We start from the raw sequence: 18,273 nt of genomic DNA, 5'->3' as shown, positions 1-18,273 counted from the left end.
CATGGCGAAGGTGACGCTGCAAGGCGTGAAGAAGAATTACGGCGCGGTGCGCGCCATCCACGGCATCGACATGGAGATCGCCGACGGCGAATTCATCGTCATCGTCGGCCCCAGCGGCTGCGGCAAGTCGACCCTGCTGCGCATGGTAGCCGGCCTCGAGGCGATCACCGAAGGCACCATTTCGATCGGCGACCGCGTGGTCAACCAGGTCGAGCCGGCCGAGCGCGACATCGCCATGGTGTTCCAGAATTATGCGCTCTATCCGCATATGAGCGTCTACGAGAACATGTCCTATGGCCTGCGCATCCGCGGCATGGACAAGGCCGGCATCGCTACACGGGTGCAGCGCGCGGCCGAAATCCTGCAGCTGCAGCCCTACCTGCAGCGCAAGCCCAGGGAGCTTTCCGGCGGCCAGCGCCAGCGCGTCGCCATGGGCCGCGCCATCGTGCGCGAACCGAGCGTGTTCCTGTTCGATGAACCGCTGTCGAATCTCGATGCCAAGCTGCGCGTGCAGATGCGCCTCGAAATCAAGCGGCTGCATGCCCAGCTGGGCGTCACCTCGATTTACGTGACCCACGACCAGGTCGAGGCGATGACGCTGGCCGACCGGCTGGTGGTGATGAATCTCGGCCGCGCCGACCAGATCGGCACGCCGCAGGATGTCTACAACCGGCCGGCCACCACCTATGTCGGCGGCTTCATCGGCTCGCCGGCCATGAATTTCGTCACCGGCCGCATTGCCGGCCCGCAGGCCCGGCTGGCCGACGGTTCCACCCTCGCGCTGCCGGCCGGCTGGTCGGTTCCCGATGGCGAATACAGCCTCGGCATCCGCCCGGAAGACATCCGCCTGGCCCAGCCCGGCGAAGCCGCCACCCTGCAGCTTGATGTCGATGTCGCCGAGGAACTGGGCGCCGATACCCTGCTGCATGGCCGGCTTGCCGACCAGGAGCTGGTGGTGCGCGTGCCCAGCCAGGCGGGCTTCCACGACCGCTCCCGGCCGGGACTGGTCATCGATCCGGCCCGCCTGCACCTGTTCGACCGCGAAAGCGGCCTGCGCATCGCCGTCTGACCCGCGCGCAGGCTTCAGTAGAGATTGATCGTGCCGGTATAGGTGCCGCTCTGCTGGAGATTCGGCCTTGCTTCGGCGGCCGCGCGGCTGAGTGACGAACAGAGATAGGTGGCCTGCACCGGCGCACCGAGGGAGCAGGCGTAAAGATCGGGCTGGTTGCGGACCAGCTGCGGATCGCTGCAATGCTCGCGCACCAGCCGGCGGATATCCGCCGCATCATGCAGCAGCCTGTTATAACAGATCGAGAAATACGGCAGGCCGGTCTTCGGGTCCTTCAGCGGCACAGCGCTGTTCGTGTCGTAACCCGTCACACCCGGCGTGATCCGGCCGAGATAATACGGTTCCGGACTGCTGCAGGCGGCCAGCAGGGACAGCGCCAGGGCGGCAAGCACGGGATGGCGGAAACCGGCAGGATGCGACATGCCCGTAATCTGCCCCGGACGCCTTGTCGCGGCAAGCCCGCCCCCTGACAAAACCGGACCGACACAGCATAATCGGAGCACCGGATTCGAGCCCGGGACAGCAACAGACGGCCGCCGGAGCAAGCAGGCATGACAGATACCGCATGGCAGGACCGGCCGGTCGTGGTCACCGGCGGCGCCGGATTCATCGGCGCCAGCCTCGTCCGCCGTCTTGCCGGGCTGGGCGCCCGGGTCACGGTGATCGACCGGATGCTGGCGGAATACGGTGCCAATCCCTTCAATCTGGACGGCCTGGGCGGCCGCATCCGCCTGATCGAGGCGGATATCGGCGATGCAGCACCGACCGCGGCCGCCATCGGCGAGGCGGCAACGGTCTTCAACCTTGCCGGCCAGACCTCGCATATGGATTCGATGCAGCGCCCCCTGGAAGACCTGCAGCTCAACCAGGAAGCCAACCTGCGCTTCCTCGAGCATCTGCGCCGGGCCAATCCGCGGGTGCGCGTGATCTTCACCTCGACCCGCCAGCTCTACGGCCCGCCGCAGCATCTGCCGGTGGCCGAGGACCATCCGGTCGCGCCGCCCGATATCAACGGCATCCACAAATTTGCCGCCGAGGCCTATCACCTGCTGTATGCCCGGGTGCATGGCCTGCCGGCCACGGCGCTGCGGCTGACCAACGTGTTCGGCCCACGCATGCGCATCCGCGATGCCCGGCAGGGCTTCCTTGGCATCTGGCTGCGCCATGCGGTCGAGGATACCGCCTTCGAGGTGTGGGGCGGTACACAGCGCCGCGACTTCACCTATGTCGAGGACCTGGTCGATGCCCTGCTGCTGACCGCGGGCTGCGATGCCACGATCGGCCGCGTGTACAATGTCGGCGGCGGGCCGCCTGCAACCCTGCTGGAAGTCGCCCGCCTGCTGGTCGAAACCGCCGGCAGCGGCCGCTTCGAGCTGCGTGAATTCCCGGCCGAGCGCAGGAAGATCGATATCGGCGATTTCTACAGCGACGATCGCGCCTTCCGCGAGGCGACCGGCTGGCAGCCGGCCACCTCCCTGGCCGAGGGCCTGGCCCGCAGTGTCGCCTTCTACCGCCAGCATGCCGCCCACTACCTCTGACAGGTGCGTTCCGCCATGATCCCCCAGACCAATCCGAAAGCCGCCTATCTCGCCCAGCGCGATGCCATCGACGCCGCCATCCGGCGCGTGCTGGACAGCGGCTGGTATATCCAGGGTGAGGAAGTCGCGGCTTTCGAGCGTGAATTCGCCGCCTGGGCCGGCCGCGCCCATGCCGTCGCCGTGGCCAGCGGTACCGATGCCCTGATCGTGGCACTGCGCGGCCTCGGCATCGGGCCGGGTGATGCGGTGATCACGGTATCGCATACGGCGGTGGCCACAGTCGCCGCCATCGAACTGGCCGGCGCCGCCCCGGTTCTGGCCGATATCGACGAATGCTGGACGCTGGATCCGGTGGCGCTGGAGGCCCTGCTGGCGGCCTGGCCGGCCGGCGTGCCGCAGCCGAAGGCGGTGATCCCGGTGCATATCTACGGCCAGCCGGCAGCAATGCCGGAGCTGCAGGCCATCGCCGACCGCCATGGCCTTGCCGTGCTGGAAGACAACAGCCAGGCCCATGGCGCCCGGCTGGATGGCCGGATGGTCGGCAGCTGGGGACGCGCCTCCGCCTACAGCCTCTATCCGACCAAGAATCTCGGCGCCATCGGCGATGGCGGCATCATCGCCACCGACGACGCCGCACTGGCCGAAACCATGCGGGCGATCCGCGAATACGGCTGGCGTCAGCGCTATGTCAGCGACATACCGGGCATGAACAGCCGTCTCGACCCGCTGCAGGCGGCCATCCTGCGCGTCAAGCTCGGCCGGCTGGATGAGGATGTGGCGCTGCGCCAGGCCGTCGCCGGCCGTTACATGGCGGGGCTGGCCGGTCTCGGCGGCCTGCGCCTGCCGGCGATCCGCGCCGGTGCCGGTCCGGTCTGGCATCAGTATGTGCTGGATGCCGGTCCGCGGCGCGACAGCCTGCAGGCGGCCCTGCGCGACGCCGGCATCGGCACCCTGGTGCATTATCCGGTACCGGTGCATCTGCAGCCGGCCTATCGCGGGCGCATCGCCACCGGCCCCGGCGGCCTGCCGCGCACCGAGCAGGCGGCCGGGGCCGTTCTCAGTCTGCCGATGTTTCCCCAGCTGACCGATGACGAAATCGGCACGGTGGTTGCGGAGGTGCGGAAGGCCTGGGGCTGAGGTGCCGGGCCGGACAGGTCAGGCCGAACAGATCAGGCCAAACAGATCAGGCCGGGCGGGCGACCAGGAATACGCCGGCACAGATCAGCACGATCCCGCCGAGCTTGGCTGCCGTCAGGCTTTCGCCGAACAGCCAGAAACCGAGCAGCGCCACCACCACGTAGGACAGCGAAACGCTGGGAAATGCCACCGAAACCGGAATCCGGCGCAGCGCATACATGTAGCAGAATGCCGCCGCACCATAGAGCAGCAGCCCGGCAATCGACTGCGGATTGAGGATCTGCTGCAGCAGGGTTTCGCCATTGGCCCCGGCCTTCAGCAGCACCTGGCCGGCAACCCCGATCAGGATGCCGATCCCGAGCATCGTGTAGTAGATGGTCATCAGGCCTCCTCCCGCCCGGCGCCGGCCTGCCGGGCGCGCGGATTGCGTTCGATCCCGCGGATGACGAATTGCGGCTTGCGGTTGACCGTGAGGAACAGCCGGCCGAGATATTCCCCCATCAGGCCCAGCATGATCAGCTGCACCCCGGCCAGCAGCAGGATGGCCGCCATCACCGAGGCATAACCCTGCGGCGTGCCGCCGCTCAGCGCCTCGATCAGGATGATCAGGAAGACCAGGATGCCGAGGCCGGCCATCACGAAACCGGTCAGCGTGCCGATGCGCAGCGGCATCACCGAGAAATTCAGGAACATCGACAGGAACAGCCGGACCAGCCGGCGCAGGGTGTAGTTGCTGCGCCCCTCGGCGCGCGGCAGGTGGTCGACCTGCAGACGGCCGATCTTCTGCGTCACCTGCATCAGCAGGCCGTCGACATAGGGAAACGGCCCGGCATGGGCGAGGATCGCCTGCGCGGCGAAGGCGCTCATGCAGCGGAAGCTGGACAGGTACAGGCCCTTCGGCTTGTCGAGCAGGAAATCGGCACACCAGTTGGTGAAGCGGCTGCCGAGATTGCGCCAGACGGCATGCTTCTTCTCGGCGTAGTAGGTGTAGACCACGTCGAAGGCATGTTCGCTGGCATAGCGCCACAGACGGACCACTTCCTCGGGCGGGTTCTGCAGGTCGTCGTCCATGGTGATGATATAGGCGCCGCGCGCCTGTGCGAGACCCGCCATCACCGCGTTGTGCTCGCCGAAATTGCGCGCCAGATTGACCACGGTCAGGGCCACGGCATTCTGCCGGCACAGATCGCGGCAGACTTCCAGCGAATTGTCCGGGCTGCAGTCATTAACCAGCACGATCTCGTGCCCGCCCGGCACTTCCAGCCGCGCCAGGGCATCGACCAGGGCCGGCAGGCTGGTGGCGCCGTTATAGACGGGCACAACGATCGAAAGGGCAAAGGCCGGCACGTGGTCGTCCTGCTGTTTCATGCTTTCCTGGCCCGTACCCAGACCGACCCGCCGAAGGGCAGCGCCAGCCCGGTCCGGGCAAGGCGGCGCTCGACGGCGGTTGCCGTGAAGAACAGCCGGTCCTGCCAGGCCGGAAAGGCCCGCACATCGCTGTGCGCGTCACTCCGGCCGGCAGCCAGCCGATGCAGCAGCATTAGCGGAAACAGCAGCGAGTTCCAATAGCCGGTCTCCACCGGGCCGAAGCCGGCCGCGGCGGCCAGCCGCCGGCATTCCCCGGCCGTGAAGCGCCGGACATTGCCGACATGGGCGTCATGGGCCGAAGCCATCCACTGATAGGCAGGCAGGTTGAGAACCAGCAGGCCGCCCGGCCGCAGGCAACGGTGGAACTCGGCCAGCGCCAGGCCCGGATCGACGCCGGCATGGCACAGCACATCGGCACTGACGATGGCATCGAACTGCGCATCGGCAAACGGCATGGCGTGCACCGAGCCGGCCGTCACCGGCCGGCCGGTCTTGCTGCGGGCGATGGCCGCCGCTTCCCCGTCATATTCCAGGCCGGCCAGCACCAGGTCCGGCCGCTGCGCAACCAGACGGGCGAGCAGACCGCCGGTTCCGCAACCGGCATCCAGCAATGTCCGGCCAGCCGCCAGCCGGTCCGGGGCACAGAGATCCAGCAGCCGGGCATGCAGGGCGCGATACCACCACATGCTTCCTTCCTGGGCCGCCATGCGGAGATATTCAGACCGCTCCATCCTGCCCTGCCATCCGCCCCGACCGGTTTCCGATTGATTTCCGTGCCAACCAATGATTTACCAAGGCAGACCCGTTCTCCGCCAGCCCCATCGGGGGCCCGCACCGCAAAGTCCCGCAGCCGGCACCGTCCGCATGAACCAGTCCCGCCCCGTCGAATCCGCGGCCTCCGGCCGGCATGCCGACTGGTCGCGCCTGCTGTACTGGTTCGTGCTGGCCGTCTGCGCCGCCTGGATCGCCGGCTACTTCTTTCCGCCGATCAATCACGACACGGCGGTCCTGCTCTACATTTCCAAGCTGTGGCTGAATGGCGGCCGGCTCTATGTCGATGCCATCGACATCAACACGCCGCTGGTCTTCGTGCTGCATCTGCTGCCCGAGGCCCTGGCGAAGCTGACCGGCCTGCCGGGCACCGTCATGCTGGTCGGCCTGCTCGGCCTCGGCATCGCCGGCTCGTTTGCCACCTGCCGCTGGGTGCTGGCCGCCAGCCTCGACCCGGCCCATGCCACGGCGGATGCCCTGCTGCCGCTGCTGCTGCTGTTCCTGCTGATCGTCTTCCCGAACAACATGTTCACCCAGCGCGAACACATCCTGCTGGTGATGGCGATGCCTTACCTGCTGGTGGCCAGCGGGCGCGCCGACGGGGCGCCGCTCAGCCCGCAGCTGCGCGTCGCCACGGCCCTGCTGGCCGGGCTGGGTTTCGCCATGAAGCCGTATTTCCTCGGCATCCCGCTGCTGGTTGAACTCTACCTGCTGTCGCAGCGCGGCCTGCGGCGCAGCCTGGCCGACCCGGTGCCGTGGTCGGTGCTGGGCGTCTGCATCGCCCATGCCCTGTTCGCCGTCATCGTGACCCCGGAATATTTCACCGTGGTCTGGCCGATCGCCAGCGCCTTCTACAGCGAGGTCAGCAACTGGAGCACGCTGGACCTCATGCTCAGCGCCAATCTCGGCCCGCCCACCCTGATCCTGCCGCTGCTGGGCATCGCCGCCTTCTTCGCCATCCGCTCGCATCTGGCGCGGGTGATCTTCATGGCCGGCCTCGGCGGCCTTGCTTCGGCCTATGCCCAGCACAAGGGCTGGCCCTATCACGCCCTGCCGGCCCAGGCCTTCACCCTGCTGCTGGCCGGCGTGGTGATCGCCCATGTGATGGACCATGTGGTCTGGCCCCGGCGCGGCGATGCCCGCCCCGCCCGCCTGTTCGCCGCCGCCCTGATGCTGCTGGTCTTCTACCAGGAGGGCCTGCACAGCCGCCCCTTCTTCAAGCAGCTCGAATACCGCGGATCGGAATTGCGGCGACTGATGCAGATCGTGAAGCAGGAAAAGCGCAACGACCGCATCCTGATCCTGTCGCCCGGCATCTATCCGCATTTTCCGATGATCAATTACCTCAGGCTGCAGATGACCATGCGGTTCGAGAGCATGTGGCTGATCCAGGGCGCCTATGCCGAATGCCGCGAACTGGCGCCGCTGTACACCCCGCCGGAAAGCATGAGCCCGGCGGAAAGCTTCGTGTTCCGCTCGGTGGCCGAGGATTTCAACAGGAAGAAGCCGTCGCTGCTGATCGTCGACAACGTGCCCGGAATTCCCCGCTGCCAGGGCGAGACCTTCGACTATCTGGAATATTTCTCGCGCAACCCGCTGTTTGCCAAGCGGTTCGAGGATTACGACAAGCTGCTCGATTTCGAGCGCTACACCATCTGGCGCCGGCGCATTCCCGACCAGAAGAAATAGCGCGCCGCGGCCTCAGACGTGGAAGCTCTCGCCGCAGCCGCAGCGGCCCTTCTCGTTGGGATTGCGGAACACGAAGCCGGATTGCAGCTTGTCTTCCACCCAGTCGATCTCGGTGCCGAAGATGTACATCTGCGCCTTCGGCTCGATCAGCACGGTGACGCCCTTGTCCTCGACCAGCTCGTCGAACTTGCCCTTCTCCTCGGCATAGTCGATGTCGTAGGACATGCCCGAGCAGCCCTTGGTCTTGATGCCGATGCGCAGGCCGACAATCGGCCGGTCGGCCCGGGCGATCAGTTCGCGGATGCGCGCCGCCGCTGCGTCGGTCAGCGTCACCGGCTTGAAGGCGGGCCGCGGTGCCGCGGCAGTTTCGGTTGCAGCCATTGTGGCGGCTCCTTACATCATTCCCAGTTCGAGCCTGGCGGCTTCGGACATATGCTCCGGCGACCATGGCGGATCCCACACCACCTCGACCGTAACCTCGCCCACCCCGTCCAGCATCTTGGTCTTGTACTCGACCTCGGCCGGCATCGACTGGGCGGCGGGGCAGTTCGGCGAGGTCAGGGTCATCTCGACCCGCACATCGCGCGCCTCGTTTACCTCTACCTTGTATATAAGGCCGAGTTCGTAAATGTTAACCGGTATTTCCGGGTCGAAGACGGTCTTCAGCTGCTCGACCACCTCGTCCCGCAGGACCTCCGGGTCCGGCAGGGCTGCCGGTTGCTTCTCTGCGCCAGTCGCCGACATCAGCCGAAAATCTCCCTGACACGCTGCAGCCCGGCACAGAGGGCATCGACATCCGCCCGGGTGTTGTACAGACCGAAAGAGGCGCGCACCGTGGCCGGCACGCCGAACCGCTCCATCAGCGGATGGGCGCAATGCTGGCCGACCCGCACCGCGACGCCCTCGCGGTCCAGAATAGTGCCGATATCGTGCGGGTGAATATCGCCCAGCACGAAAGAGATCACGCCGGCCTTGTGCCGGGCCTCGCCGATGATCCGCAGGCTGTTGATGGCCTTGAGTTTTTCCGTCGCATAGAGCAGCAGGTCATGCTCGTGGGCGGCAATCGCGTCGAGGCCGATTCCCTGCACGTAGTCGATGGCCGCCGCCAGCCCGGCGGCCTCCACGAAGGCCGGGGTGCCGGCCTCGAATTTGTGCGGGATGTCGTTCCATTCCGTCTTCTCGAAGGTGACCGACAGGATCATGTCGCCGCCGCCCTGCCAGGGCGGCATCGCCTCCAGCAGGGCCGCCCTGGCATACAGCACCCCGATGCCGGTCGGGCCATACAGCTTGTGGCCGGTGAAGGCATAGAAATCGACATCCAGCGCCTTCACGTCGACCGGCATGTGCTGCACCGCCTGGCTGCCGTCGACCAGCACCTTTGCGCCCTTCGCATGGGCCAGCCGCACCACCTCGGCGATGGGCACGATGGTGCCCAGCGTGTTGGAAACATGGGTGATCGCCACCAGTTTGGTCTTCGGCCCGATCAGGGCGGCGAAGTCGTCCCAGACCAGTTCGCCGGCATCATCGACCGGCGCCACCCTGAGGACGATGCCACGGCGGTCGCGCAGCATCTGCCAGGGCACGATATTGGCGTGATGCTCCATATGCGAGATCACCACCTCGTCGCCCGGCTGCAGGAAGGCATCGCCCCAGCTGTAGGCCACCAGGTTGATCGCCTCGGTGGCATTGCGGGTGAACACGATCTCGCGGCTGTCCGGCGTGCCGATGAACCGCGCCACGGTCTCGCGCGCCTTCTCGTAGATGTCGGTGGCCGCCTGGCTCAGCTGGTACAGGCCGCGATGCACGTTGGCATAGCTCTGCTCGTACATCCGCGTCATGGTGTCGATCACCACGCGCGGCTTCTGGGCGCTGGCGCCGCTGTCGAGAAAGGCCAGCGGCCTGCCGTGCATCTTCTGCGCCAGGATCGGAAAATCGCCGCGGATGCGGTCGATATCGAAGGCTGCGGGCGCCAGGCTTTTCGGCTGTGCGGTCATGCGGCCCCGCCTTCCAGCCAGCCGGCCACGTAAGCCGCGACATGTTCGCGCAGGACGCCGTCCGGCACCGCATCGACGATCTCGGCGGCAAAGCCGGCCAGCAGCAGGCGGCGGGCCTCGTCGGCACCGACGCCGCGCGCCTCCATGTAGAAAAGCTGCTGGGCATCGAGATCGCCGATCGAGGCACCGTGGCTGCATTTCACGTCGTCGGCCAGGATTTCCAGCTCCGGCTTGGTGTCGATCTGGGCCCGGTCGGCCAGCAGCAGGGTGCGGCTGAGCTGCTGCGCATCGGTTTTCTGCGCATGCGGCGCCACCCGGATGCCGCCCTGGAAGACGGCATGGCCGCGATCGTCCACCACATGCTTGAACAGCTGGTTGCTGCTGCAGTCGGGCAGGGCATGATGCAGCCGCAGGGTATGATCGATATGGCTGGCGCCGCGGGCCAGCGCCAGGCCCTGCAGGTCGAGCACCGCGCGCGCGCCGGTGGTTTCCAGGTGCAGTTCGTGGCGGGCCACGGCAGCGCCGCCCTGCACCGAGACATGGGCATAGCGGGCATCCCCGGCCACATCCACCCGGCCGAGCGCCGCATGATAGGCAGTAATCGCCTCGTCCTGCAGCCGGACATGATCGAGCTGCGCGCCGGCATCGACGGCGATGTGGCTGAACACGTTGGTCCAGCCGGTCCCGCCGCCGTCGCGGTAGCTTTCGAGGATCGTCGCCCGCGCGCCGCGGCCGAGCCGCACGACATGGCGCAGGTTGACCAGTGCCGGCGCCCCGAAGGCGATGATTTCCACCGGCTTCGCCAGCGTCACACCCTCGGCCACATCCAGCAGCAGGCCGTCGCTGGCCAGTGCCGCATTCAGTTCGGCCAGGCTTTCCGCCCGCCCTTCGCCGGCCGCGGCCAGCGCCGCCGCCAGGGCCTCGCCGGCCTGGCTGAGCGGCAGCAGCCGCACGCCGTCCGGCAGACCGTCCAGCCGCGAGGCGGCGGCATCGAAGCGGCCGCCGACGAAAACGAGGCGATGGCTGCTGCCCTCCGGCAGCGCGGCGGCCGCCAGCCGGGCGGCATCGGCGGCACCGTCATTGGCAGGGCCCGGATCAGCAGGCAGCGCCCAGCTCTGGCGCTCCAGCGCGTTCAGGCCGGTGAATTTCCAGGCTTCCAGCTTCTGGCTCGGCAGGCCGTGGCGGCGGAAGGCATCGAAGGCGGCGCGGCGGCGGCCGGCAATCTCGGGCCGGTCGGCGCCGGGCAGGCGGCCGGCGGCCGCCTCCCAGGCGGTCGCGAGCGTATCGGCAAGCGGTTGTGCGGACATGCCGGTCGCCTCAGGCCGCGGCCGCCACGATGTCGGCATAGCCCTTGGCCTCGAGTTCGAGGGCCAGGTCCTTGCCGCCGGTCTTGATGATGCGGCCACCGGCCAGCACATGCACCACATCGGGCACGATGTAATCCAGCAGGCGCTGGTAATGGGTGATCACCAGGGCCGAACGCTCGGGGCTGCGCAGGGCATTGACGCCTTCCGCCACGATCTTCAGCGCATCGATGTCGAGGCCGGAATCGGTTTCGTCGAGGATCGCCAGCGCCGGTTCCAGCATCAGCATCTGGAACACCTCGTTGCGCTTCTTCTCGCCGCCGGAAAAGCCGACATTGACGGCGCGCTGCAGGAACTTCTCGTCCATCTGCAGCTGCTTCATCTTCGCCTTGGCGGTCTTGAGGAAAGTCATCGCATCCATGTCCGGCAGGCCGCGATGCTTGCGCACGGCATTCACAGCCGAGCGCAGGAAGGTGGCATTGGCGACGCCCGGAATCTCGACCGGATACTGGAAAGCCAGGAAGATGCCCTCGCGGGCGCGCTCTTCGGTTTCCAGCGCCAGCAGGTCCTGGCCGTTGAAGCGGATCGAGCCTTCCGTGACCTCGTAGCCGTCACGGCCCGACAGCACATAGGACAGGGTCGACTTGCCCGAGCCGTTCGGACCCATGATGGCATGCACCTCGCCCGGGTTGATGGCAAGGTCGATGCCGCGCAGGATTTCCCTGCCGTCGACTTTGGCGTGAAGGTTCTTGATCTCAAGCATGGGGCTGGTCCTGGTTCCTGTTCCGCTCAGCCGACGGAGCCTTCAAGGCTGACGCCCAGCAGTTTCTGGGCCTCGACGGCGAATTCCATGGGCAGCTTCTGCAGCACTTCCTTGCAGAAGCCGTTGACGATGGTCGAGACCGCATCCTCGCCGGACAGGCCGCGCTGCCGGCAGTAGAACAGCTGGTCATCGGAGATGCGCGAGGTGGTCGCCTCGTGCTCGACCTTGGCCGAGCGGTTCTTCACCTCGATATAGGGCACGGTATGGCCGCCGCAGCGGTCGCCGATGAGCAGGCTGTCGCACTGCGAATAGTTGCGGGCGCCGGCTGCCGCCGGCATCACCCGCACCAGGCCGCGATAGGTGTTCTGCGCGCGGCCGGCCGAGATGCCCTTGGAAATGATGGTCGACTTGGTGTTCCTGCCCAGATGGATCATCTTGGTGCCGGTATCGGCCTGCTGGGCATTGTTGGCCACCGCCACCGAATAGAACTCGCCCACAGAGTCGTCGCCCTGCAGGATCACCGACGGATATTTCCAGGTGATCGCCGAGCCGGTCTCGACCTGGGTCCAGCTGATCTTCGCCCGGGCGCCGCGGCAGGCACCGCGCTTGGTGACGAAATTGTAGATGCCGCCCTTGCCGTTCTTGTCGCCGGGATACCAGTTCTGCACGGTGGCATAACGGATCTCGGCGTCTTCCATGGCCACCAGCTCGACCACCGCGGCATGCAGCTGGTTGTCGTCGCGCATCGGCGCGGTGCAGCCTTCGAGATATGAGACATAGGCACCCTTGTCGACCACGATCAGGGTGCGCTCGAACTGGCCGGTCTTGGCCTCGTTGATGCGGAAATAGGTGGACAGCTCCATCGGGCAGCGCACGCCCGGCGGCACATAGACGAAGGAGCCGTCGGAGAAGACCGCCGAATTGAGCGTGGCGTAGAAATTGTCGCTGACCGGCACGACCGAGCCGAGATATTTCCGCACCAGCTCCGGATGCTCGCGCACCGCTTCCGACATCGAGCAGAAGATGATGCCGAGATCCTTCAGTTTGTCCTTGAAGGTGGTGGCCACCGAGACGCTGTCGAACACCGCATCCACCGCCACGCCGGCGAGGATTTCGCGTTCCTTCAGCGGAATGCCGAGCTTCTCGTAGGTCGCCAGCAGATCCGGATCGACCTCGTCGAGGCTCTTCAGCGTCTTCTTCTTCGGCGCCGAATAGTAATGGATGTCCTGGAAGTCGATCGGCGGATGGCTGATCTTGGCCCAGCCCGGCTCACCCTTCTCGCGTTCCATCTTCAGCCAGGTGCGATAGGCCTTCAGCCGCCACTCCAGCATCCACTCCGGTTCCTGCTTCTTGGCCGAGATGAAGCGGACGGTGTCCTCGCTCAGGCCCTTGGGCAGGAGTTCGGATTCGATGTCGGTGACGAAGCCGTATTTGTATTCGCCGCCGAGATTCTTGACGGTTTCGATGGTTTCGGCATTGGCAGGCATGGGGCGACCTGTCCTTTACTCGGCAGGGGTGGCAGCCGCGCCGCGGCGGGGCGGCGGAGCGGCGAAGAAATCGTAGGGGCGGGCCAGTTCGGCCAGGGTCACGCCTTCCAGCGCGCCGCGGATGGCATTGTTGATGCGGTTGATGCCGCGCCGGGATACGCAGAGATTCTCGCGGTCGCAGGCGCTGGGGCCGCTGGTCGAGCACTGGGTCAGGGCGATCGGGCCGTCCAGCGCGGTGACGATGTCGGCCACCGACAGCACCTCGGCCGGCTGCGCCAGGCGATAACCGCCATGGGCGCCGCGCTGCGAGGTCAGCAGCCCGGCCTTGCCCAGCCGCGCCATGATCTTGGCCACCGTCGGCCCGGGCAGGCCGGTGGCGGCCGCGGTATCGGCGGCGTTGTAGGCGGCATCGGGGTCGGCCGCCACATGGGCCATCACCATGACGCCGTAATCGGCCAGGCGACTGAGGCGCAACATCCTGCAAATCCTTCGCAATTTCCGGGCCGGCAGCGAGTCTGCACCCAGCGCCGGCAAATAAGACCAATCTGGTCCGGATTGCAAGATGATTTCCCGGCGGCGGAAGTCAACCGGTCTGGCTGGTTCCGAACAAAACAGGAATATGCTAGTAAACAGGTAACCCCTGTTCGCGCCATGACCGACACCGCCGACATATCCCTGCCTGCCGCGGCACCATCGCCCGAAAGCCCGGATGCCGCCCCCGACGCTGCCGCCCCGGCGCCGCAGCGCAAGATCATCCATATCGACATGGATGCCTTCTATGCCTCGGTCGAGCAGCGCGACAATCCGGAGCTGCGCGGCAGGCCGGTGGCCGTCGGCGGGTCGCGGGAACGCGGCGTGGTGGCGGCGGCCAGCTACGAGGCGCGCGCCTTCGGCGTGCGGTCCGCCATGCCCTCGGTCACCGCCCGGCGCAAATGCCCGGCCCTGGTCTTCGTGAAACCGCGCTTCGATGTCTACAAGGCGGTGTCGCGGCAGATCCGCGACATCTTCGCCGACTACACGCCGCTGATCGAGCCGCTGTCGCTGGACGAGGCCTATCTCGACGTCACCGAGAACCTGAAGGGCCTGCCCACCGCCACCGCGGTGGCCGAGGAAATCCGCACCAGGATCCGCGAGACCACCGGCCTGACCGCCTCGGCCGGCGTCTCCTACAACAAGTTCCTGGCCAAGCTGGCCTCGGACGAAAACAAGCCCGACGGCCTGTTCGTGATCCGCCCGCAGGCAGGCGCCGCTTTCGTCGCCGGCCTGCCGGTGGGCAAGTTCCACGGCATCGGCCCGGCCACGGCGGCGAAGATGGAACGGCTGGGCATCCGCACCGGCGCCGACCTGCGCGGGCAGGCCCTGCCCTTCCTGCGCCAGCATTTCGGCAAGTCGGGCACGTTCTACTACTGGATTTCGCGCGGCATCGACGAACGGCCGGTGCGGCCCGACCGCATCCGCAAATCGGTCGGCGCCGAGAACACCTTCTTCACCGACCTGCACAGCCTGCCCGAAGCCGAGGCCGCCCTGCAGCCGATCATCGGCAAGGTATGGTCCTACTGCCAGAAGGCCGGCATCCGCGGCCGCACCGTCACCCTGAAGGTGAAGTTCGCCGATTTCCAGCAGATCACCCGCAGCCGCACGGCGCCTGCGCCCATCGCCGGCATCGACGACATCGTTGCCGCCGTGCAGGAGCTGCTGGACGGCGTCTTCCCGGTTGCGAAGGGCATCCGGCTGCTGGGCGTCACCCTTTCCGGCCTCGACAATCCGCAGGCCGAGGGGGAAACGGCGGCCGATGACGCACCGGCGCCGCAGCTGCGCCTGACGCTGTAGGCGGTCAGGCCGGCGGCTGCGGCCAGGGCCGCTGTGCCCCGCGGCGGTCCTCGTAGGCTTTCGCCATGCGCAGCACGCCGAGATCGTCGAAGCGGCGGCCGACGATCTGCAGGCCGATCGGCAGGCCCGCCGCCGTGAAGCCGCAATTGACCGAGACGGCCGGCTGCTCCGACATGTTCCACACGACGGTATAGCCGATATGCTCGAAGGGCTTCTCCGGATCGTTCACCGGCGAGGCCCAGTCGGCCGGATAGCTGGCGGTCGGCGCCGTCGGCGACAGCACGAAATCCAGCCCGCGGAACAGTTCGGCCGCAGCCCTGCGCATCACCATGGTCTGGTTGAAGCCGCGCACCACCTGCAGGCCGCTGCGCTCTGCGCCGGATTCCGCCCAGGCGCGGATATAGGGCAGGATCTTCGCGCGATCCTCCGGTGCCAGTTTCTCGACATCGTCCCACTGGCGGGCGCGCCAGAAATCGTCCAGCCCGTCCAGCATCTCGCGGGTGAGGATCGCCGGCACCGGCTCGACGATGGCACCCTCGGCCTCGAACAGCTTCGCCGCCGCCTGCACCGCATCGCGCACGTCGCCGGCCAGCACCATGCCGGCACCGATCTCCATCATCAGGCCGATCCGCAGGCCTTTCAGCTTCTGCCCGTCGATGGCCAGCCAGTCGATCTCGGCCGGCGGCAGGCTCATGCCGTCGCGCCAGTCGGGTTTCGCCAGCACGCTCATCATCAGCGCGGTATCGGCCACGGTGCGGGTCATCGGCCCGGCGACGCGGCCGACATAGGGCGGGTTGATCGGAATGCGGCCCAGGCTCGGCTTCAGGCCGACCAGGCCGCACCAGCCGGCCGGCAGGCGCACCGAACCGCCGATATCGGTGCCGATATGCAGCGGGCCGTAGCCGGCGGCGCCGGCCGAACCGGCGCCGGCGCTGGAGCCGCCCGGATTCATCCGCAGGTCCCAGGGATTGCGGGCCAGCTGATGGAAGCTCGACAGGCCCGACGACAGCATGCCGTAATCGGGCATGGTGGTCTTGGCGAGGATCACCATGCCGGCCTCGCGCAGGCGGGCCGCCGGCGGTGCGTCTTCGGCGGCCGGCACCAGTTTGGTGGCCGCCGTGCCGGCCGGCACCGGCACGCCTTTGGTGGCGATATTCTCCTTGATGGTGCCGGGCACGCCGTCGAGCGGACCGCAGGGGGCGCCTTTCAGCCAGCGCGCCTCGGATTCCCGCGCGGCGGCGCGGGCGCCGTCCGGATCGAAGGCATAGAGCGCGCCCAGCTTCGGCTCCCAGGCCGCGATATGGGCCAGCACCGCCTCGGTCGCCTCGACCGGGCTCAGGCTGCGGTTGCGATAGGACTCGACAAGTTCTGGCGCCGACAGCGCGGTGATCTCGGTCATCGGAAAACCCGTTGATTGGGAAGGACCTGCAGGGAGGGACGGCAGCCGCCGCAGCGCCCAGCATAGGCCCGCGGGTTTTTCGCCGGCCAGCCTTCCGGGCGGATTTTTTCGCCCGGTCCCGGCAAATGGACCGGTGGTTTACAACCCCTTAAGACCCGGCAGACTAAGCAGGAGGCTGCCAAAGAGGAAACGGATCGCGTGATGAACCGCAAGCAGCGCCGGGCCCAGGAAAAGATGGCGGCCAGCGGCCGCCCGGCCGGACCATCTGCCGCCCTGGCCACGGCCAACCGGCTGAATGACCGCGCACTCGACGAACACCGGGCCGGCCGCAGCGCGGAGGCGATCGCGCTGCTGCGCGAGGCCATCGCGGCCTATCCGGCCAATGCCATCTATCACAACAATCTCGGCGAGCTGCTGCGCATGTCCGGCGATGCCGCCACCGCCCTGCCCTGCTTCGACCAGGCGATCCGGCTGCAGCCGCGCTATGCCCAGGCGCATAACAACCGCGGCAATGCCCTGCGCGACCTGAAACAGCCGGCGGAGGCCGTGGCCTGCTACCAGGTGGCGCTGGCGATCCAGCCGGATTATGCCGAGGCGCTGAACAACATGGGCGCCGCCCTGATGGACAGCCGCGATTTCACCGGCGCCGCCGAGGCGCTGCGCAAGGCGATCGCGCTCAATCCCGGCATTGCCATGTTCCACCAGAATCTCGGCCTGACGCTGTCGAGCCTCGACCGGCCCGACGAGGCCCTGCGCGCCTTTGCCGAGGCCGTCCGCCTCGATCCCGGCCTGATCGACACCCAGATCGCGCTCGGCGACCTCGCCCGCAGCCAGGGCGACTTCGCCGGCACCATGCGCTGGTACGAGCAGGCGATCCGCCTGCAGCCCGGCCATGGCGCCGCCCATATGCGCTATGGCACCGCGCTGATGGTGAAGGGCGACTACAAGCAGGCCTGGCCGCATTTCGGCGCCCGCTGGACCGTGGAATCGATGAAGGTCGACATGCGGCCCTTCACGCTGCCGTTCTGGCAGGGCCAGCCGCTGCCGGACGGCGGCAAGATGCTGCTGTTCACCGAACAGGGGGTCGGCGAGACGCTGGCCCTGCTCAGCGTGATGCCGGAACTGCTGGCCACCGGCATCCGGCCGGTGATCGAATGCGATCCGCGCATGATCCCGCTGCTGCAGCGCAGCTTTCCCGGGCTCGAGGTGCTGCCGCGCACCAACCCCGCGCAGCCGCGGCTGTTCGCCCCCGACCTCGTCATCCAGGGCAGCCTGTTCGATGTCGCCGCGGTGTTCCGCCGCAGCCCCGCCGACTGCACCGGTGCCCTGCCGCTGAAGGCCGATGCCGAACGCGCCGCCGCCCTGCGCGCGCGCTATCAGCAGGGGGATGGCCGGCCGCTGGTCGGCGTCGCCTGGTACAGCGCCAACCCACAGATCGGCGCCCCCAAGAGCGCGCAGCTGACCGATTTCGCCGCCTTCCTCGGCCTGCCAGGCCTGCGGTTCGTCGACCTGCAATACGGCAACCGCGAGGCCGACCGCGCCGCGCTGAAACAGGCCGCCGGCGTCGACCTGCTGGTCGATCCGGAGATCGACCAGATGAAGGATCTCGACGGCTTCGCCGCCCAGATCGAGGCGATGGACATGGTGGTGACCACCAGCAACACCACCGCCCATATGGCCGGTGCGCTGGGCAAGCCGGCGATCGTGATGCTGCACAAGGGCATCTCGCCGCACTGGTACTGGGGCCTCGACGGCAATACCACGCCCTGGTACCGCAGCCTGACGCTGCTGCGGCAGACCGGGCCCGGCGACTGGGCCGAAGTTGCCCGGCGGGTCGCCGAACAGCTGTCCTGGCGGCTGCCGGCGGCCGGCTGAACCCGGCGCCGGCCGGGCGGCCGGTTGCGGCGGGGCGGCGGTTTCCGCT

At 67.6% G+C, this 18,273-nt stretch carries 18 protein-coding genes; 6 read left to right on the top strand and 12 right to left on the bottom strand.

All coding sequences use genetic code 11. From position 1 onward, the window contains the following. Position 1: 1 nt before the first annotated feature. Positions 2-1,069, top strand: a complete 1,068-nt coding sequence (locus ACEQZY_RS02930; RefSeq protein WP_341703958.1) for a sn-glycerol-3-phosphate import ATP-binding protein UgpC — start codon at positions 2-4, stop codon at positions 1,067-1,069. 14 nt (positions 1,070-1,083) lie between these two features. On the opposite strand, the gene ACEQZY_RS02925 is transcribed toward ACEQZY_RS02930, so the two are convergent. After that, on the bottom strand, positions 1,084-1,491 hold the full coding sequence (locus ACEQZY_RS02925; protein ID WP_341703957.1) for a hypothetical protein: 408 nt from the start codon (positions 1,489-1,491) through the stop codon (positions 1,084-1,086). 129 nt (positions 1,492-1,620) lie between these two features. Here ACEQZY_RS02925 and ACEQZY_RS02920 point away from each other — a divergent pair, with 129 nt between their 5' ends. Further along, positions 1,621-2,607 (top strand): SDR family NAD(P)-dependent oxidoreductase, encoded by a 987-nt coding sequence (locus ACEQZY_RS02920; RefSeq protein WP_341703956.1) that lies wholly within the window; start codon positions 1,621-1,623, stop codon positions 2,605-2,607. Positions 2,608-2,622: 15 nt separating this feature from the next. Further along, the gene (locus ACEQZY_RS02915) at positions 2,623-3,744 is read left to right on the top strand and encodes a DegT/DnrJ/EryC1/StrS family aminotransferase (protein ID WP_370152135.1); all 1,122 of its coding nucleotides are present in this window, start codon (positions 2,623-2,625) and stop codon (positions 3,742-3,744) included. Between the two features lie 46 nt (positions 3,745-3,790). Here the strand turns inward: ACEQZY_RS02915 and ACEQZY_RS02910 are convergent, their stop codons facing one another. Genes ACEQZY_RS02910 through ACEQZY_RS02900 form a run of 3 tightly spaced genes read right to left on the bottom strand, consistent with a single transcriptional unit; the run spans position 3,791 to position 5,843 of the window. Continuing rightward, the gene (locus ACEQZY_RS02910; RefSeq protein ID WP_341703955.1) at positions 3,791-4,126 is read right to left on the bottom strand and encodes an SMR family transporter; all 336 of its coding nucleotides are present in this window, start codon (positions 4,124-4,126) and stop codon (positions 3,791-3,793) included. Continuing rightward, positions 4,126-5,112: a glycosyltransferase family 2 protein gene (locus ACEQZY_RS02905; RefSeq protein WP_341703954.1), complete on the bottom strand. Its 987-nt coding sequence runs from the start codon at positions 5,110-5,112 to the stop codon at positions 4,126-4,128. Before ACEQZY_RS02905 ends, ACEQZY_RS02910 begins: the two co-directional genes overlap by 1 nt. Beyond that, positions 5,109-5,843, bottom strand: coding sequence for a methyltransferase domain-containing protein (locus tag ACEQZY_RS02900; protein ID WP_370152131.1), 735 nt, complete (start codon positions 5,841-5,843; stop codon positions 5,109-5,111). The genes ACEQZY_RS02905 and ACEQZY_RS02900 overlap by 4 nt, the downstream gene beginning before the upstream one ends. 133 nt (positions 5,844-5,976) lie before the next feature. On the opposite strand from ACEQZY_RS02900, the gene ACEQZY_RS02895 reads away from it, so the two are divergent. Next, positions 5,977-7,572 (top strand): hypothetical protein, encoded by a 1,596-nt coding sequence (locus ACEQZY_RS02895; RefSeq protein ID WP_341703952.1) that lies wholly within the window; start codon positions 5,977-5,979, stop codon positions 7,570-7,572. A gap of 12 nt (positions 7,573-7,584) precedes the next feature. Here the strand turns inward: ACEQZY_RS02895 and ACEQZY_RS02890 are convergent, their stop codons facing one another. From ACEQZY_RS02890 to ACEQZY_RS02860, 7 genes are read right to left on the bottom strand one after another with little or no spacing between them, the layout of a single operon-like run. Further along, a complete protein-coding gene (locus ACEQZY_RS02890; protein WP_341703951.1) occupies positions 7,585-7,953 on the bottom strand; it encodes an iron-sulfur cluster assembly accessory protein in 369 nt (122 codons plus the stop codon). 12 nt (positions 7,954-7,965) lie between these two features. Next, positions 7,966-8,316 (bottom strand): SUF system Fe-S cluster assembly protein, encoded by a 351-nt coding sequence (locus tag ACEQZY_RS02885; RefSeq protein ID WP_341703949.1) that lies wholly within the window; start codon positions 8,314-8,316, stop codon positions 7,966-7,968. Then, positions 8,316-9,566, bottom strand: coding sequence for a cysteine desulfurase (locus tag ACEQZY_RS02880; RefSeq protein ID WP_341703948.1), 1,251 nt, complete (start codon positions 9,564-9,566; stop codon positions 8,316-8,318). The genes ACEQZY_RS02885 and ACEQZY_RS02880 overlap by 1 nt, the downstream gene beginning before the upstream one ends. After that, positions 9,563-10,873: a Fe-S cluster assembly protein SufD gene (sufD, locus tag ACEQZY_RS02875; RefSeq protein WP_370152126.1), complete on the bottom strand. Its 1,311-nt coding sequence runs from the start codon at positions 10,871-10,873 to the stop codon at positions 9,563-9,565. Before sufD ends, ACEQZY_RS02880 begins: the two co-directional genes overlap by 4 nt. 10 nt (positions 10,874-10,883) lie before the next feature. Further along, on the bottom strand, positions 10,884-11,633 hold the full coding sequence (sufC, locus tag ACEQZY_RS02870) for a Fe-S cluster assembly ATPase SufC (RefSeq protein ID WP_341705009.1): 750 nt from the start codon (positions 11,631-11,633) through the stop codon (positions 10,884-10,886). Positions 11,634-11,659: 26 nt separating this feature from the next. Then, positions 11,660-13,120 (bottom strand): Fe-S cluster assembly protein SufB, encoded by a 1,461-nt coding sequence (gene sufB, locus ACEQZY_RS02865; RefSeq protein WP_341705010.1) that lies wholly within the window; start codon positions 13,118-13,120, stop codon positions 11,660-11,662. Between the two features lie 15 nt (positions 13,121-13,135). Beyond that, complete coding sequence (locus ACEQZY_RS02860) at positions 13,136-13,597, bottom strand: SUF system Fe-S cluster assembly regulator (RefSeq protein ID WP_370152122.1); 462 nt, start codon at positions 13,595-13,597, stop codon at positions 13,136-13,138. A gap of 174 nt (positions 13,598-13,771) precedes the next feature. Here ACEQZY_RS02860 and dinB point away from each other — a divergent pair, with 174 nt between their 5' ends. Continuing rightward, a complete protein-coding gene (gene dinB / locus ACEQZY_RS02855) occupies positions 13,772-14,950 on the top strand; it encodes a DNA polymerase IV (protein ID WP_370152120.1) in 1,179 nt (392 codons plus the stop codon). A 4-nt stretch (positions 14,951-14,954) separates the two neighbouring features. Here dinB and ACEQZY_RS02850 read toward each other — a convergent pair whose 3' ends face one another. Next, on the bottom strand, positions 14,955-16,349 hold the full coding sequence (locus tag ACEQZY_RS02850; RefSeq protein WP_370152117.1) for an amidase: 1,395 nt from the start codon (positions 16,347-16,349) through the stop codon (positions 14,955-14,957). Positions 16,350-16,550: 201 nt separating this feature from the next. Between ACEQZY_RS02850 and ACEQZY_RS02845 the strand changes: the two genes are divergently transcribed. Further along, a complete protein-coding gene (locus ACEQZY_RS02845) occupies positions 16,551-18,224 on the top strand; it encodes a tetratricopeptide repeat protein (protein ID WP_370152254.1) in 1,674 nt (557 codons plus the stop codon). The last annotated feature ends 49 nt before the right edge of the window (positions 18,225-18,273 follow it).

This window comes from Ferrovibrio sp. (genome assembly GCF_964218355.1).
Lineage (GTDB): Bacteria > Pseudomonadota > Alphaproteobacteria > Ferrovibrionales > Ferrovibrionaceae > Ferrovibrio.
The sequence above is the reverse complement of the archived record's forward strand: the minus strand, read 5'-3'. Positions and strand labels throughout refer to the sequence as shown.